Below are 15,984 nucleotides of genomic sequence, written 5' to 3' on the forward strand. Positions count from 1 at the left end.
GGGTCGTTAGCCTAGCTAATGAGTTAGGCTAACGATATGGCTCCACCTCTTTCGCTTCCCGCCCTCAGCTCGGAGCTGCGCGGCGTCACGATGCACCTCTCTCGCAGGCTGCGCAACGAGCGTGCCGACATCGATCTCGGCGACTCGCAGTTCAGCGTGCTCGCCTACCTCGTGCGCACGGGCCCCCACACCCCGAACGAGCTCAGCGTATGGGAGCACGTCACTCCCCCGTCGATGAACCGCACGCTCAACGTTCTCGAGACGGCCGGCCTCGTCTCACGAACGCCGGATGCCTCGGACGGCCGCAAGGTGTTCGTCACGGCCACCGAGAGCGGCGTCGCGGTCGTGAAGGAGACGAGGCGCCGGCGCGATGCGTGGCTGCACTCGCGACTCTCCGCGCTCACCCCCGCCGAACGACGCGTGCTCGAGGAGGCGACGGTCATTCTGAGAACGATCGTGGCTCCGTGAGCGCGATGTTCCGCTCGCTCTCGAGCGTCAACTACCGCATCTGGTTCGCCGGGGCTCTCGTCTCCAACGTGGGCACCTGGATGCAGCGCACCGCCCAGGACTGGATCGTTCTCACCGAGCTGACGAACCACGACGCGGCGGCGGTCGGCATCGTGATGGCGCTGCAGCTCGGCCCGCAGCTGCTCCTGGTTCCCTGGTCCGGCCTGATAGCCGACCGTCTCGACAGGCGGCGCACGCTGATGGTGACCCAAGCATCCATGGGTGTCTTGGGGCTGGGGCTCGGTCTCATCGTCGTGACGGGCGTCGCACAGCTCTGGCACGTCTACCTGTTCGCCCTGCTGCTCGGCATCGCCTCGGCGATCGACGCGCCCGTGCGGCAGACGTTCGTCTCCGAGCTGGTCGGCGGATCGAACCTCTCGAACGCCGTTGCCCTCAACTCCGCGTCGTTCAACGCGGCCCGCATGATCGGGCCCGCCGTCGCCGGCATCCTCGTGGCCGCGATCGGCGCCGGTTGGGTGTTCCTGCTGAACGCGGTGACGTTCGGCGCTGTTCTCGCGTCGCTCGCGTTCATCAGGGTCGATCAGCTGCGGGCGACCAAGCGCGCGCCGCAGGGTCGGGGCCAGCTGCTGGAGGGGTTCCGCTACGTGCGCTCACGGCCGGACCTGCTGATGATCTTCGTGATCGTCTTCATCATCGGCACCTTCGGCCTCAACTTCGCCATCTTCACCTCGACGATGGCGAGCGTCGAATTCGGCCGTGGGGCCGAGGCATTCGGGCTGCTCTCGTCGGTGATGGCGATCGGCTCCGTCGCGGGCGCCCTCCTGTCTGCACGCAGGGACAGGCCGCGGCTCCGGCTCACCTTCGTGGCCGCCGCCGCCTTCGGGGTGAGCTGTCTCGTCGCAGCGGTGATGCCCAGCTATTGGGGGTTCGCGGCCGTGCTCGTCTTCGTGGGCCTCTCGGCCCAGACGCTGATGACCACAGCGAACGGCACCGTGCAGACGACAACCGCTCCCGAGATGCGCGGGCGGGTGATGGCGCTCTACATGGCCGTCTTCATGGGAGGCACACCCCTCGGCGCCCCCGTCGTCGGCTGGGTCGCCAACACGTTCGGCCCACGCTGGGCCATCGGTGTCGCCGCCGCTTCTGGTCTCGTCGCGGCCGCGATCGGGCTCGGCTGGCTCATCGTCTTCCGGCACCTGCGGCTGCACTACGACGGCGCGGCGCATCCGAGGTTCGTCGTGAGCCACGACGGTCGGCCCTATGTGCCGCGTCGGTCGCCCGAGACGACGGAGGAGTTCGAAGAGGATCTGGCTCTCGATGAGGCGGATGCGCGCCGCACCTGAGTGCGGCCCGCCGCGTCACGCGATGTCGACGACGGTGACTCCCGATGACCGATCTCCCGCTGCGATGGCCTGGAGCGCGGCCGGCGCATCGACCAACGGGATGCGATGCTCGATGAGGCGCGCGGGGTCGAGGGCGCCGCTCAGCACGAGGTCGAGGAGCGCCGGGTAGTCCGTCGCCGGCATGCCGTGGCTGCCGTGCAGCGACAGTTCCTTGGCGATGATCGTCGGCAGCGGCACCACCGGCTCTGCCGAGAACAGGCCGATCTGCACCTGCCTGCCCAGGGGCGCGAGGGCGAGCACGCTGAGCCGCATCGTCGCCTGCCGACCCAGGGCCTCGACGGACACCTGCACGCCCGCTGGCGCCACGGATGCGATCGCATCGAGGATCTCCGACTCCGAGAGGCCGGACGAGTCGATCGTGTTTGCAACTCCGAGCGATGACGCCCGGTCGAGCGCGACGGGATCGATATCGACGGCGATCACCTCGGCGCCGAGAGCGACGCCGATCATCGCCGCGCTCAGCCCTACGCCGCCGCAGCCCACGACGAGCAGTCGCTCGCCGCGCTGGAGCCGTGCCCGGTGCACGAGTCCTCGATAGGCGGTCGCGAAACGGCAGCCGAGGAGCGCCGCAGCACCCGAGTCGAGCCCGTCGGGAACCCGGATGAGATTGATGTCGGCGTTGTGCAGCGCGACGAGCTCGGCGAAAGACCCCCAGTGCGTGAACCCGGGCTGGGTCTGATTGCGGCAGACCTGGCCGTTTCCGTCGGCGCATTCGGGGCATGTCCCGCAGGCCGAGACGAAGGGAACCGTCACCCGCTCTCCCACTCGGAAGTTCGTGACCTCCGGCCCCACGGCGGCGATGCGGCCGACGAGTTCGTGCCCGGGCACGTGAGGCAGGGCGATTCCATCATCGTGGCCGAGCCACCCATGGGCGTCGCTGCGACACACTCCCGTCGTCTCTACCCTGACGACGACTCCCGCGGCGGAGGGAACCGGGTCAGGCACCTCTCGGAGCTCGGGGACACCGCCGAACTCGGTGAATACAACAGCGCGCATGAGCCTCTTCCCTCTGGTGGAACGTCTCCGACGATACCGTTCTCGATGGCCGTCGGAGGCAGTCTCTAAACTCGGACTCATGCGCCACGGAATCGTCATCCTGCCCCAAGACCCCTGGTCGATCGCCCGCCGAAAATGGCAGTCGGCAGAAGGGCTCGGGTTCGACCACGCGTGGACGTACGATCACCTCTCCTGGCGATCCCTCGCCGACGAACCGTGGAACGCCACCATTCCCACGCTCACCGCGGCGGCCGTCGTCACCGAGACCATCCGCCTGGGCACCTTCGTCTCGTCGCCGAACTTCCGGCATCCGGTGCCGTTCGCCAAAGAGGTCGCCACGGTCGACGACATCTCGGGTGGCCGGTTCCTTCTGGGCATCGGCTCCGGCGGCACGGGGTTCGACGCATTCGTTCTCGGCCAGCGCGAGTACACGCCCCGCGAACGCCACGCGCGCTTCGCCGAGTTCGTGACGCTGCTCGACGAGCTGCTGCGACACGAGGGCGACAATGACCGGGGCATCGGCTTCGACGGCGAGTGGTACACGGCCGTCGATGCGCGCATGGTCGGCATCCCCGCGCAGCAGCCGCGAGTTCCGTTCGTGCTCGCCGCCAACGGCCCCAAGGGCCTTGCGCTCGTGGCCGAGCAGGGCCAGGGCTGGGTCACCACGGGCAAAGACGGCGCCACGGGCGAGGAGTGGTGGTCGGCGGTCACGACCCTGGTCGGCCGTCTCGACGACGCGGCCGACAAGGCGGGCCGCGACCCGGCATCCATCGACCGCTACCTGTCACTCGACTCGGGCGGCCAGTTCTCGCTCGAGAGCGTCGGTGCGTTCGACGACATGGTGGGGCGAGCGGCACAGCTCGGGTTCACCGATGTAATCTCGCACTGGCCGCGGGCCGAGGGCATCTACGCAGGCGACGAAGAGGTTCTCTACCAGGTGGCCTCGCGCTTCTAGGCGGCTAGCCGACGAGATTCTGCGCGAAGACGTGCGGCGTGAAGCCGGTGAGGTCGTTGATGCCTTCGCCCTGTCCGATGAGCTTGATGGGAATGCCCGTCTTCTCCTGCACGGCCAGCACGAAGCCGGCCTTCGCAGACCCGTCGAGCTTGGTGAGAACCAGTCCCGTCACGCCGGCATGCTGAATGAACGCCTCGGCCTGGGCGAGCCCGTTCTGGCCGGTGGTCGCGTCGAGCACGAGCAGCACCTCGGCCACGGGGGCCTGCTTCTCGATGACCCGGCGGATCTTGCCGAGCTCGTCCATCAGACCGCCCTTGGTCTGCAGGCGGCCGGCCGTGTCGATGACCACGATCTCCGTGCCGTGCAGCTTGGCGTACTCGATGGTCTGGAACGCCACCGAAGCCGGATCCTGCCCCTCGTGCTGCGGACGGACGATGGCGGCGCCCGCCCGTTCTGCCCACGTGGCCACCTGTTCGACGGCGGCTGCGCGGAAGGTGTCGGCGGCGCCGATCACGACCGAGCGGCCGTAGGTGGCGAGGAACTTCGCGAACTTGCCGATGGTCGTGGTCTTGCCGACGCCGTTGACGCCGACGACGAGCACGATGGCGGGGCGTTCCGACAGATGCAGCGTCGTGTCGAGCCGCGACAGCCGCTCCTCCATGGTCTCGCGGAGCATGCGCTGCAGGTCTTTGGGATCGGTCGTCTTGAAGCGATCGACCTTGGCCCGCAGGTCGCCGACGACGGAGTCGGTGACGTCGGGGCCGAAGTCGGCCTTCAAGAGTGCGTCTTCGAGGTCCTCCCACGTGTTCGCGTCGATCGTGGGCTTGGTGAACATGCCTCGGAGGGCGCCGGACAGAGACCAGGGGGTGCGTTCAGCCATGCGACAAGACTACCGGCGCGCCCCTAGCCGACGGCCTGCACGAAGCCGTCCGAGCGCTCGGCCTCGGCGGCGAGGTGAGCGAGCCTTTCTGGCAGCTCGAAACCCTTGCGGGCCATCGACTGGGCCCACAGGCGGCCAGCCCTGTAGCTCGAGCGCACCAGCGGACCGGCGAGCACCCCGAGGAAGCCGATCTCCTCGGCCTCCTGCTTGAACGCCACGAACTCCTCCGGCTTGACCCAGCGCGACACGGGCAGGTGGCGAGGGCTCGGTCGCAGGTACTGCGTGAGCGTGATGATGTCGGTGCCGGCATCGTGCAGGTCGCGCAGCGCCTGGCTCACTTCGGCCGGCTCCTCCCCCATGCCGAGGATGAGGTTCGACTTGGTGATGAGGCCCGCCGCTCTTGCCTGCGTGAGCACGTCGAGCGAGCGCTCATAGCGGAAGGCAGGGCGGATGCGCTTGAAGATGCGCGGAACAGTCTCGACGTTGTGGGCGAAGACCTCGGGCCTCGACGAGAAGACCTCGGCGAGCAGCTCGCTGTTGCCCGAGAAGTCGGTGGCGAGGATCTCGACGCCGGTGCCCGGGTTGCGCCGATGGATCTCCCGCACGGTCTCTGCGTGCAGCCACGCACCCTCGTCGGGCAGGTCGTCGCGGGCGACTCCTGTGACGGTCGCGTAGCGCAGATTCATCTTCTCGACGGATTCGGCCACGCGCCGAGGCTCGTCCGTGTCGTAGTCGGCGGGCTTGCCGGTGTCGATCTGGCAGAAGTCGCACCGGCGCGTGCACTGCGAGCCCCCGATGAGGAAGGTCGCCTCCCTGTCCTCCCAGCACTCGAAGATGTTGGGGCAGCCGGCCTCCTGGCAGACCGTGTGCAGTCCCTCGTCTTTCACGAGGTTCTGCAGGGCACGATACTCAGGGCCGAAACGGGCCTTCGTCTTGATCCACTCGGGCTTCTTCTCGATCGGCGTCTCGGCGTTGCGGATCTCGAGGCGAAGCAGCTTGCGCCCTTCGGGCACGGCGCTCACGCGGCGACCCCCAACGATGATGCGAAGCCCGCGAGCGCCGCCGAGTCGACGAACCGGTCGGAGACGAGCGGCGCGACCTCCTCGGGTGTGACGACACGACCGAGACACTCGCTCACCGTGGTCACCCCGGCATCCCGGATGCCGCACGCCACGATCCGCGCGTACGGCTCGAGGCTGTTGCTGCAGTTCAGGGCGAATCCGTGCATGGTCACTCCGTGGGCGATGCGGATGCCGATGGCCGCGATCTTGAGATCGGCGCCGTTCTTCGAGACCCACACCCCGGACCGCCCCTCGACCCGACCACAGTCGACTCCGAGTTCGATCAGGACGTCGATGAGCAGCCCCTCGAGCCGGCGCACGTAGCCCACGACATCGATGGGCTCGGCGAGTCTCAGGATGGGATAGCCCACCAGCTGTCCAGGGCCGTGCCACGTGATCTTGCCTCCGCGATCGACATCGATCACGGGAGTTCCGTCGATGGGCCGTTCCGAGGCATCCGTTCGTCGCCCCGCGGTGAAGACCGACTGGTGTTCGAGCAGTATCACCGTGTCGGGCGCGTCGCCCGCGACGACGCGCTCGTGGATGCCCCGCTGGAGCGCCCATCCATCGGCATATTCCACGGCATCGACACCGAAACCGGCCAGAAGAAGCTGAGTCATTCCGGCAGTCTAACTATTTAATGGACGCGGTCCAATTAATCATGCCGACTGGTTCTCGCCCACTCGCTGGCCGACCACGGCCGAGACGCCGTCCTGCCGCATCGAGACGCCATAGAGGGCGTCGGCGATCTCCATGGTGCGCTTCTGGTGCGTGATCACGATGAGCTGGCTCGTCTGCCGCAGGTCTTCGAAGATCGTGAGGAGCCGGCCCAGGTTGGCATCGTCGAGCGCCGCCTCGACCTCGTCCATGATGTAGAACGGGCTCGGACGGGCCTTGAAGATCGCGATCAGCAGTGCGACCGCGGCGAGCGATCGTTCGCCGCCCGACAGCAGCGACAGCCGCTCGATCTTCTTGCCCGCCGGCTTGACCGAGACCTCGATGCCGGTCGTCAGCAGGTTCGAGGGATCGGTGAGGCTGATGCTGCCTGTTCCGCCCGGGAACAGGATAGGGAACACCTCGTGGAATGCGGCCTTCGTGTCGGTGAACGCCTCGTCGAAGATCACCTGCATCTTCACGTCGATCTCGTCGATGATCGTCAACAGGTCTGCTCGGGTCTTCGTGAGGTCGGTGAGCTGCTCCGTGAGGAACTTGTGCCGCTGCTCGAGCGCGTCGAACTCCTCGAGCGCGAGCGGGTTGACCCGGCCCAGCTCGGCGAGGGTGCGCTCAGCCTTGGCGAGTCGGGCCTGCTGCGCGGCCCGGTCGAACGGGATGCCCGTGGGCTGCCCCTCCACAGGCTCGGGGTGCGGATCGGCATCCGGATCGGGGATGAGCTGGTCGGGGCCGTACTCGGCGACCAGCACGTCTTCGACGAGACCCAGCTCGCTGCCGACCCGCTCCAGCACGCTCGACAGGTGCAGCTTCTTCTCGTAGATCTGCAGCTCGAGACCGTGCACGTTCTCTGTGATCGCCTGCAGCCGCTCGCGCAGGGCCGCCTCGTCGCGGCGCAGGGCCAGCAGCTCCTGGTTCTGCTCCGCCCTCTCGGCCTCCGCCCGCGCCTGTTCGAGACGAGCCTCGGCCACCGATGCGTCGACCGAGGTGAGCACGGCCGGCAGGGACTGCACCACGTCGGTGGCGGCGTCGATCTGGCGGCGCCGAATGACCGCGCGCCTCGCCGCCTCCTCGGCCGCGGCCCTGTCCGCCTCGACCTGCTTCTCGAGCGCGACGCGCCTCGCCTCCTCGGCGCGCACCCGCTCGCGAGCGGTCTCGAGCTGCAGTCGCGCCTCGACCTCGCGCTCCCTCGCCCCCTCGAGTTCTGCGTACAGAGTGTCGCGCTGGCTCACGTCGAGCATCGGGCGCGGGCGGGATTGCGCGGTCTCGAGCTCGTCTTTCGCCGTCGCGGCCGCACGCTCTGCCTGGGCCACGGTCTCCTCCGACGCCGCCAGGGCGGTGCCGAGACGATCGAACTCTCCGGTCGAGGCGTCGAGCTGGGCCTTCAGCCGGGCCAGCTTCTCTGTCTGCGCCGCGAGAGCGGAATCGAACTCCCGAAGGGCGGCAAGCGCGTTCGCCGATTGCTCTTTCGCGACCTGCACGATGCCCCGCTGCTCGGCGAGCGCGAACTTCGCCCTCTCGATCAGCGAGACCGTCTCGTCGAGGCTCACCGATGCGGTGTCGCGCTCGGCCCTCAGCTCGATCCGGCTGCGCTTGGCTCCGGAGCCGCCGCGCAGAACATACTCGGTGAGAACGTCGCCCGAGCGGGTGATGAGGGTGACGCCCGCCTGGTGCGCCACCGACGGCCACACCTCGCGGGCCGTCGCGAGGTCGTCGACGATCAGCGTTCGGGCGAGCAGGCCCAGCACACCGGCAGGGGCCGCGATCACGTCGACGGCGGCGGTCGCGCCGGCGATGTCGGATGCGAGGGGAGACTCGTGCGCGTCGGCGTCGGCCACGACGATCTCGACCCGGCCGAGCTCGTCGCCGTGCGCCAGGTCGATGGCCGTGCGCGCCGCGTCGAGCGACTCGGCGAGAACGGCATCGGCGAGCGTTCCGAGGGCCGCCGCGATGGCCGCCTCGAAGCCCGGATCGACCGTGACGTTGTCGGCCACGAGCCCGAGCACGCCCGGAACCTTCGCGGCGATCAGGTCGCTGGTGCCGTCTTTCTGGTCGAGCGCCAGCGTCAATGCGCTCGTGCGAGCGGCGAGCGCGTCGCGTTCACGCTCGTGGCCGTGGAGGGTCTCGCGCAGGGTCTCGATCTCGGCCTCGGCCTCGAAGAGCCGGGCCTGCGCGAATTCGTAGGCCTCGTCGAGATCGGTCTCCGAGGTTCCCGAGACGGCGGCCTCGGCTTCGAGCAGAGCGAACTCGGCCTGCGCGGACTCGCGACGGGCGGTCGCGGCCTCGAGCGCGTTCGTCTGACGCAGCACCTCGCCGCGCACGGCCGCGAGTCGGGAGTTCGCCGTGTCGACCTGGCCCTGCAGCTTCGAGATCTCGAGGTCGTGCTTCGAGACGAGGGCGCTCTGCGCGGCGATCTCCTCGTCGACGGAGTCGAGGGCCGAGCGCGCCGACACGGAGCCGGCCTGCGCCGCCACCAGAGCCAGTTCGGCCGCGGCGACCTGGCCGCGAAGCCGAGCGATCTCGTCGACCGCGTCGGCGACCATCTGCGGTGTGACCGTGGGCCCTGTGGCCGCGCCCTCGGCATCCGAACCCAGCAGCGCGAGCCGCTGGTTGGCCAGGGTGTAGAGGCCGCGCAGGCGCTCCTGCACCGATTCGAGGCCGAAGCTGGTGCGGCGGGCGATGTCGACGGCGTCGCCCACCTGAGCACCCTCGATGCGGGCGACACGCAACTGGTTCTGCTCCAGGCGCTCCTGCAGCACGATGCGCTCGGTGCGGCGCTCGTTCTCGGAGCGCCCGTGGTCGGCGAGGGCTGTACGCAGGGTCACGACCTCGTCGGCGAGCAGCCGGGCCCGGGCGTCCCGCACGATCATGGCGATCGACTGGGCCTCTTTCGCGATCTCGGCCTGGCGACCCAGGGGTTTGAGCTGGCGCCTGATCTCGCCCGCGAGGTCGCTGAGCCTCGTGAGGTTCGCCTGCATGGCCTCGAGCTTGCGCTGCGTCTTCTCTTTGCGGCGTCGGTGCTTGAGGATTCCGGCCGCCTCCTCGATGAAGCCGCGCCGCCCCTCAGGGGTGGCGTGCAGCACGGCATCGAGCTGGCCCTGGCCCACGATCACGTGCATCTCGCGGCCGAGCCCGGAGTCGCTCAGCAGTTCTTGAACGTCGAGCAGGCGGCAGCCCTCGCCGTTGATCGCGTATTCGCTTCCCCCGTTGCGGAACAGGGTGCGGCTGATCGTGACCTCGGAATAGTCGATCGGCAGGGCGCCGTCGCTGTTGTCGATCGTGAGGATGACCTCGGCCCGGCCGAGCGGACCCTTGGTCGCCGTGCCGGCGAAGATCACGTCCTCCATCTTGCCGCCGCGCAGGGTCTTCGCGCCCTGCTCGCCCATGACCCAGGCAAGAGCGTCGACGACGTTGCTCTTGCCGGATCCGTTCGGACCGACGACGCAGGTCACGCCCGTCTCGAAGGCGAACGTGGTGGGGTGCGCGAACGACTTGAAGCCCTTGAGGGTCAGGCTCTTGAGATACACCCGGGACCCTCCGCTTCGTTCTGGCTGCCAGTGGTTGCTCTACGGTACCGAACCCGCGCCGCTGCGCGGGCGAGGCTCGTCAACAATGCTCGAACACGTAGTCGGGCTCGCCCTTCTCGACCAGGTCGCGGTCGCGCAGGATGGTCGTGGCGGGCCGGTCGTCGGAGGCGCACACCTCGTCGAACGGCACAGGCAGATCGTCGGTGTATTCGATGTCGATGACGGCGTCGCCGTAGACGTCTTCGTAGGCGCCGCACTCCTCGAATCGGAAGCACTCCTCGGTGACGGCGAAGTCGAAGTTCGCGGCACTGCGGCCGCGATCTCCCAGTTCGGCGGAGTTCTTCTGACCGATCGCCATGGCGTGCCCGTGGGCCCGTTCGGCGAAGAGCTTCGCGAGTGCGAGGTTGTCGTCGATGCTCAACCGGCCCTCGCTGCGCGAGTAGGTGTCGAGGTTGTCGATCTCGACCGCGTCGAACCCGCTGTCGGCGCACGCCTCGATCGATGCCCCGATCATGCGCGAGATGCGCTGCCTCTTCTCGGGAGTCGAGGTGTCGAGGATGAACTCGTCGGGCCAGTTCGGGTCGATGATCGCCGCGCCGTCGTCGTCTCGCAGCACGAGGTCGGGATTGTCGACGACCCAGCGCTCGTCGTCGCCGGGCTGCGACTGGAACCCGTTGACGTAGCAGATGGAGTACACGCCCTCGGCCGGCTCGGACGTGCTGTCGCGAGTGACGATCTTCACGTCGGAGTCGACGTCGTAGCTGCCTCCGAGCTGGTAGTCGGCCGGTTCGCCGAAGGGCGGGAGGGTGACGTCGTCTTCTGTCACCGTCCACGAGTCGCTCGGCGTGGGCGACGTCTGCTCGCCGTCTCGCGCATCCGTGGTGCACGCCGCGAGAAGGCCGAGGATCGCGACGGTCGCTGCGCCTGCGGCCAACGCCGTCGAGATCCTTGCCTGCATATCGCTCATGCTAGGCGGCGTACGCTTGAAGCGTCTGCTCGCTCCCGGTCGCACCGGGGCATCGATCCGATAGGACTCCCGCCGGAATGGCTCATCCCCCGCTCGTCTCCCCCGGCCCCGCGCTGACACCGGCCGAACTCAGCCGCTACGCCCGGCAGCTCACGCTCCCGCAGATCGGCATGGACGGCCAGCGCCGGCTCAAGGCCTCGCGCGTGCTCGTGCTCGGTGCGGGCGGGCTCGGATCGCCCATCCTCACCTCTCTCGTGGCGGCGGGCGTCGGAACCGTCGGTGTCGTCGACTCCGACACGGTCGAGCCCTCCAACCTGCAACGCCAGACACTGTTCGGCACGTCCGATGTGGGCCGGCGCAAGGCCGAGGCGGCGGCATCGGCCCTCACCGAGCTGAACCCTCTGGTCGACGTCCTCCCGCTGGCCGTCCGAGTGACGAGCGCGAACGTGCTCGCCCTCGTGGCCGATTACGACGTGATCGTCGACGGCACCGACAACTTCGAGACCCGCTACCTGGCCCACGACGCGGCCAAGCTGCTCGGCAAGCCCTACGTGTGGGGGTCGGTTCTGCGATTCGATGGCCAGGCGACAGTGTTCTGGGCCGCACCTCCGGCCTCGCTCGGCACGGGTGTCACCGTGCGCGACCTGTTCGCCGAGGAGCCCCCGGCCGTCGAGGGCGAGACCTGCGCCACCGCGGGAGTGCTCGGCTCGATCTGCGCGTCGATCGGCTCGGTTATGGCGACCGAGACCATCAAACTGCTGCTCGGCTTCGGCGAACTGCTGCTGGGCCGGCTGCTCGTGCACGACGGTCTGGATGCGACGTGGCGCGAGATCCGCTTCGGCCCGGCCGCTCGCGACTCGGCTCCCCGCGAGCGTGCGGCGGCCCCGTCGTCCGCTTCGGAGCTCTCGCCGGACACCACCCCGACACCCCCGGAATCCCCCGCGACCGACCAAACGAAAGGCACCCCCGTGACCCAGCCCGACGCATCCACCGCCCTGCCCGAACCGACCGCCGAGCGTATGACGCCCACCCAGCTGAAAGCCCTGCTCGACGCCCGCGAGCGCGGCGAGCAGAGCTTCGTACTGGTCGACGTACGCGAGCCGTGGGAACGCGACATCGTGCACATCGAGGGCTCCGAGCTGATCCCGATGAGCCAGCTGCTCAGCGACGAGGCGCGCGAGAAGATGCCGCAGGACGACCGCGTGATCCTCTACTGCCACCACGATGGCCGCTCAGGACAGGCCCGCGACTACATGGCGCAGAACGGCTGGTCGAACATCTCCGACCTCGGTGGCGGCGTCGACGCGTGGGTCGCCGAGGTGGAGCCGGAGAAGGCGCGGTACTGAGTCGGCACTCATCGGTCGCGGGTGACCGGCCCGACCGGAACGTCGCTGTGGGGAGTTGTCCCCATCGACCTTCTCCGCTCGGGTGCGTAGAGTCACAGGAATCCTAGGGCGAGGAGAAGGGGTCGGAATGTCTGGATTCGTTGGCGCGGACGTCGCCGAGCTTCGACGCCTCGCACGCACCCTGGCCCAGGGCGGTGAGCAGCTCTCCGGCATTCGCGCCTCGCTGTCGGTGACCGTAGGACAGTCGGCATGGGTCGGCCCCGATGGCGCGGACTTCACTGCCCTCTGGCACAGCAAGCTCGCGCCGGGACTCCAGAGTGCGAGCGTGCTGCTCGCCGCGGCGAACGAGACCGTGCAGCGCAACGCCGACGAGCAGGACGAGACGAGCGGAGGCGGGTCGGATTCGAGCTCGCCCCACGGCGCGACGCCGGCATCGTTCAGCCCGGGATCGGGAACCCCGGGATCGGATGGGACCCCGTCGACGACAGCCGATGGACAGTACACCGTGGGGCCGCCCTCACGACCCGACATTCCGTGGGACGAAGACTTCGAGTACGACTCCAAGGACCCGGGCCCAGGAGACTACGCGTCTGCAGCGAAATGGAAGGCCATGCTCGCGGGAGCAGGCGTGCTGAAACGCGATCTCGACGATGCGATGGACGCGTACGGGCACTATTGGGACAACAACGGCGATCCGCTCGAATTCGACTACGAGGAAGCGGTTCGGGAGGACTCCTCGATCGCCAGCAACGTCGACGGCGAGATCACCAGGGCTCAGGCGGCGGCCGAAGAGCTGATCGCATCCGGGCACGATACGTTCCAGTTCACCGGTGAACCGACGGCGTCGTCGGCGTACCCCGAGACGGAGAACTGGGCGAAGACGATCGGCGGCTACCAGCAGTGGAGCAGTGCGGATGTCTCCGTCTCTGGCGACCAGGTGACGATGACGGTGACGGTGCACGCCGAGGATCACTACAACTTCAACTCCGGGCAGAACGACATCGCGTCCGGTGAACCCGATGACGAGAACGGCAGGTTCACGGAACTCGGATGGGCGAAGCCATTCGACAGCTCAGGATCTGTGACTCGGACAGTCACCTGGACCATCGGAGACCCCACCTCGGCTGACATCTCGGAACCGGAGAAGCCCAGTGAACGCTGACGCCGCACAGACCCCCTCCCGCCGACCCGCCACAGTCGTGTTCGGCATGGCAGCGGCCGTGGTGACCGCTGCAGGACTCTTGCTCGGTGGCTGCGCGATCATCCCCCACGACTCGACTTCACGAAACCCGGAGAGCCCGATGACGACAGAGACCCCTATGCAGCGCGGCGGCACCGGCGAACTGCGAACCGACCTCGCACCGCTCACCTCCCGCTTCGAATTGCTGGAAGGCGCCGAGTCGGCCACCTGGATGTCCGGGCGAATGGGTGACGACTCGGTACCCGGACCGTCCACCTACTGGATCGACGCGATCGTCACTCTTCCCGAAGCCGACTACCAAGGGCTTCTCGATGACTACAAAGCCATCGAGACGACGACCCCACCCACGGTGGAGTCGCCCTTGGACGAGCAGCTGCCGGACGGCCAGTACCTCGCGTCGCCCGAACTCGACACCGCTTTCTCGAAAGACACGTTCAGAAGCACCGTGCACCTGTCTGCCGACGGCCGGACCCTCATCCTCCGCAGCGTCTTTCAGTAAGGCGTTTCATGCGCGACAAGGCGATTCTGCACGGATACCTCAAGCGGGCCAGAGACGGCCTGCTGCTGAAGGTCGAGGGGCTCAGCGACTACGACGCGCGCCGGCCGCTGACACCCACGGCCACGAACCTGCTCGGCCTGGTCAAGCACGTGGCGAGTGTTCAGCTGGGCTACTTCGGTGAGACGTTCGGTCGGCCCGCCGACCGTGTGGTGCCCTGGCTTGCCGACGACGCCGAACCGGATGCCGACATGTGGGTTCCTGCCGCAGAGTCGCGCGCCGAGATCGTCGAGTTCCACCACTACTCCGCGGCGCACAGCGACGCCACCATCGAGGCACTGAGCCTTGACGCCGTCGGCGAGGTTCCCTGGTGGCAGCCCGAGAAGCGGCAGGTGACGCTGCATCAGATCCTCGTGCACATGATCGCGGAGACGGCCCGGCATGCCGGACACGCCGACATCCTGCGCGAGACCATCGACGGCGAAGTGGGCCTGCGCTCCGGCGATCCAAACATCCCCGGCCGCTCCCCCGACGAGTGGGCCGCCTACCGCGCCCGAGTCGAAGCAGAGGCCCGCCGAGCCTAGCCAGTAGTTACCGGCGCGGACAGTAGTCACCGGCGCACCGGTACCCCTCGTCCGCAGTGGGCACTACTGGCTGCCGGGTGCCTAGCCTCCGGCGAACGGGGGCAGCACGTCGAGGCGGTCGCCGTCGCGGAGGACGATGTCGCGGTCGGTGGTGGTGACCTCGTTGAGGATGAACGAACAGCGGGCGAACACCGCGCGCGGGTCGTCGCCGAGTTCGTCGAGCAGGGCGCCGATCGTCTGCGCCTCGCCGATCCCCCTGGTCTCCTCGGCCACGCCCGTGGCGGCCTTGGCCGCGGCGAAGTACCTCACCTGCACCTGCACGTCAGCCGCCGATCGCACTCATGGAACGAGCCGGCTGCTCGAATCCGGCGGCGTTGATGCCATGGCCGGACGGCTTCGCCCACATCGCCGCGCGCCAGAGTTCGGCGATGTCGGAATCGGTCGCCCCGCCGCGCAGCGACCCGAGCAGGTCGGTCTCGCCCTCGGAGAAGAGGCAGCTGCGAACACCGCCCTCGGCGGTGACTCGCGTGCGACGGCAGTCGTCGCAGAAGTTCTCGGTGACGCTGGCGATGATGCCGACCATGCCGAGGAGCGCGCCGGTCGGATCGGACTTCTCTCGCACCTGGTACAGCTCCGCCGGGGCGCCGTCGCGCGGAGCCTCGTCGGGCGTGAGCACGTAGCGAACCTCGAGCTTCTCGCGGATCTGCGCTGCCGTGATCATGCAGTCGCGCGTCCACGAGTGGTCGGCATCGAGCGGCATCTGCTCGATGAAGCGCAGCTGGTGTCCGCCCGCGAGCGCCCACTCGAGCAGCTCGACGCCCTGGTCGTCGTTGATGCCCGGCATCAGAACAGCGTTGATCTTGGTGCGCTCGAGCCCGACGGTGCGCAGCTCGTCGATGCCCTCGAGCACGCGGTTGAGGAACGGGCGCCGCGTGATCGTGGCGAACGTCTCGGCGCAGATGGAGTCGAGCGACACGTTGACGCGGTCGAGGCCTGCGGCGGCGAGCGCCGCGGCACGACTCTTGAGTCCGATCGCGTTGGTGGTCAGCGAGATCTCGGGTCGCGGCTCGAGGGCCGCGCAGTCCTCGATGATCTCGACGAGGTCTTTGCGCAGCAGCGGCTCGCCTCCGGTGAAGCGGATCTGCCGCACGCCGAGGTATTCCACCGCGATGCGCGCCAGCCGCGCGATCTCCTCGCGGGTCAGCAGCTTGGGGCCGGCGAGGAACGGCAGGCCCTCGGCCGGCATGCAATAAGTGCAGCGCAGGTTGCACTTGTCGGTCAACGAGATGCGCAGATCGGTGGCCGTGCGACCGAAGCGGTCGAGCAGGCCCAGCACGGCAGGGCGATCGGATGCCTGGGGCTGGCCCAGGCGGATCGGGATCGTCGGCATGCCGAGCGTGATGCTCATTTCTCCAGCCTACGTCGTTCGCG

Annotated in this window: 15 protein-coding genes; 7 read left to right on the forward strand and 8 right to left on the reverse strand. The window is 68.4% G+C overall.

Translation table 11 applies throughout. The annotated features are described in order from the left end of the window. Positions 1-36: 36 nt before the first annotated feature. Together QCD70_RS08705 and QCD70_RS08710 are read left to right on the forward strand one after the other, a co-directional pair. Positions 37-468: a MarR family winged helix-turn-helix transcriptional regulator gene (locus QCD70_RS08705; RefSeq protein WP_301215133.1), complete on the forward strand. Its 432-nt coding sequence runs from the start codon at positions 37-39 to the stop codon at positions 466-468. Between the two features lie 5 nt (positions 469-473). After that, on the forward strand, positions 474-1,811 hold the full coding sequence (locus tag QCD70_RS08710; RefSeq protein WP_301215301.1) for an MFS transporter: 1,338 nt from the start codon (positions 474-476) through the stop codon (positions 1,809-1,811). Positions 1,812-1,826: 15 nt separating this feature from the next. On the opposite strand, the gene QCD70_RS08715 is transcribed toward QCD70_RS08710, so the two are convergent. Further along, on the reverse strand, positions 1,827-2,867 hold the full coding sequence (locus QCD70_RS08715; RefSeq protein ID WP_301215135.1) for an alcohol dehydrogenase catalytic domain-containing protein: 1,041 nt from the start codon (positions 2,865-2,867) through the stop codon (positions 1,827-1,829). A 79-nt stretch (positions 2,868-2,946) separates the two neighbouring features. On the opposite strand from QCD70_RS08715, the gene QCD70_RS08720 reads away from it, so the two are divergent. Then, the gene (locus QCD70_RS08720; protein WP_301215137.1) at positions 2,947-3,822 is read left to right on the forward strand and encodes an LLM class flavin-dependent oxidoreductase; all 876 of its coding nucleotides are present in this window, start codon (positions 2,947-2,949) and stop codon (positions 3,820-3,822) included. 4 nt (positions 3,823-3,826) lie between these two features. On the opposite strand, the gene ftsY is transcribed toward QCD70_RS08720, so the two are convergent. The 5 genes from ftsY to QCD70_RS08745 form a co-directional block, all read right to left on the reverse strand. After that, entirely contained in the window at positions 3,827-4,702 is an 876-nt protein-coding gene (ftsY, locus tag QCD70_RS08725) for a signal recognition particle-docking protein FtsY (protein ID WP_055931483.1), read from the reverse strand. 23 nt (positions 4,703-4,725) lie between these two features. After that, on the reverse strand, positions 4,726-5,724 hold the full coding sequence (lipA, locus tag QCD70_RS08730) for a lipoyl synthase (protein ID WP_055931480.1): 999 nt from the start codon (positions 5,722-5,724) through the stop codon (positions 4,726-4,728). Then, positions 5,721-6,383, reverse strand: a complete 663-nt coding sequence (gene lipB / locus QCD70_RS08735) for a lipoyl(octanoyl) transferase LipB (RefSeq protein WP_301215144.1) — start codon at positions 6,381-6,383, stop codon at positions 5,721-5,723. Before lipB ends, lipA begins: the two co-directional genes overlap by 4 nt. Positions 6,384-6,422: 39 nt before the next feature. Beyond that, a complete protein-coding gene (smc, locus tag QCD70_RS08740) occupies positions 6,423-9,959 on the reverse strand; it encodes a chromosome segregation protein SMC (RefSeq protein WP_301215146.1) in 3,537 nt (1,178 codons plus the stop codon). Positions 9,960-10,038: 79 nt separating this feature from the next. Next, a complete protein-coding gene (locus QCD70_RS08745; RefSeq protein WP_301215148.1) occupies positions 10,039-10,917 on the reverse strand; it encodes an endo alpha-1,4 polygalactosaminidase in 879 nt (292 codons plus the stop codon). Positions 10,918-11,003: 86 nt separating this feature from the next. Here QCD70_RS08745 and QCD70_RS08750 point away from each other — a divergent pair, with 86 nt between their 5' ends. From QCD70_RS08750 to QCD70_RS08765, 4 genes are all read left to right on the forward strand, one after another. After that, entirely contained in the window at positions 11,004-12,272 is a 1,269-nt protein-coding gene (locus tag QCD70_RS08750) for a ThiF family adenylyltransferase (protein ID WP_301215150.1), read from the forward strand. Positions 12,273-12,399: 127 nt separating this feature from the next. Then, a complete protein-coding gene (locus tag QCD70_RS08755) occupies positions 12,400-13,434 on the forward strand; it encodes a hypothetical protein (protein ID WP_301215152.1) in 1,035 nt (344 codons plus the stop codon). A gap of 139 nt (positions 13,435-13,573) precedes the next feature. Continuing rightward, positions 13,574-13,972, forward strand: a complete 399-nt coding sequence (locus tag QCD70_RS08760) for a hypothetical protein (protein WP_301215153.1) — start codon at positions 13,574-13,576, stop codon at positions 13,970-13,972. Between the two features lie 8 nt (positions 13,973-13,980). After that, positions 13,981-14,553, forward strand: a complete 573-nt coding sequence (locus tag QCD70_RS08765) for a DinB family protein (protein WP_301215154.1) — start codon at positions 13,981-13,983, stop codon at positions 14,551-14,553. A gap of 81 nt (positions 14,554-14,634) precedes the next feature. Here the strand turns inward: QCD70_RS08765 and QCD70_RS08770 are convergent, their stop codons facing one another. Both QCD70_RS08770 and moaA read right to left on the reverse strand, forming a co-directional pair. Next, positions 14,635-14,874, reverse strand: a complete 240-nt coding sequence (locus QCD70_RS08770; RefSeq protein WP_367316708.1) for a MoaD/ThiS family protein — start codon at positions 14,872-14,874, stop codon at positions 14,635-14,637. 1 nt (position 14,875) lies between these two features. Next, complete coding sequence (moaA, locus tag QCD70_RS08775) at positions 14,876-15,961, reverse strand: GTP 3',8-cyclase MoaA (protein ID WP_301215156.1); 1,086 nt, start codon at positions 15,959-15,961, stop codon at positions 14,876-14,878. Positions 15,962-15,984: the final 23 nt, after the last annotated feature.

The organism is Agreia sp. PsM10, from assembly GCF_030433855.1.
Lineage (GTDB): Bacteria > Actinomycetota > Actinomycetes > Actinomycetales > Microbacteriaceae > Agreia.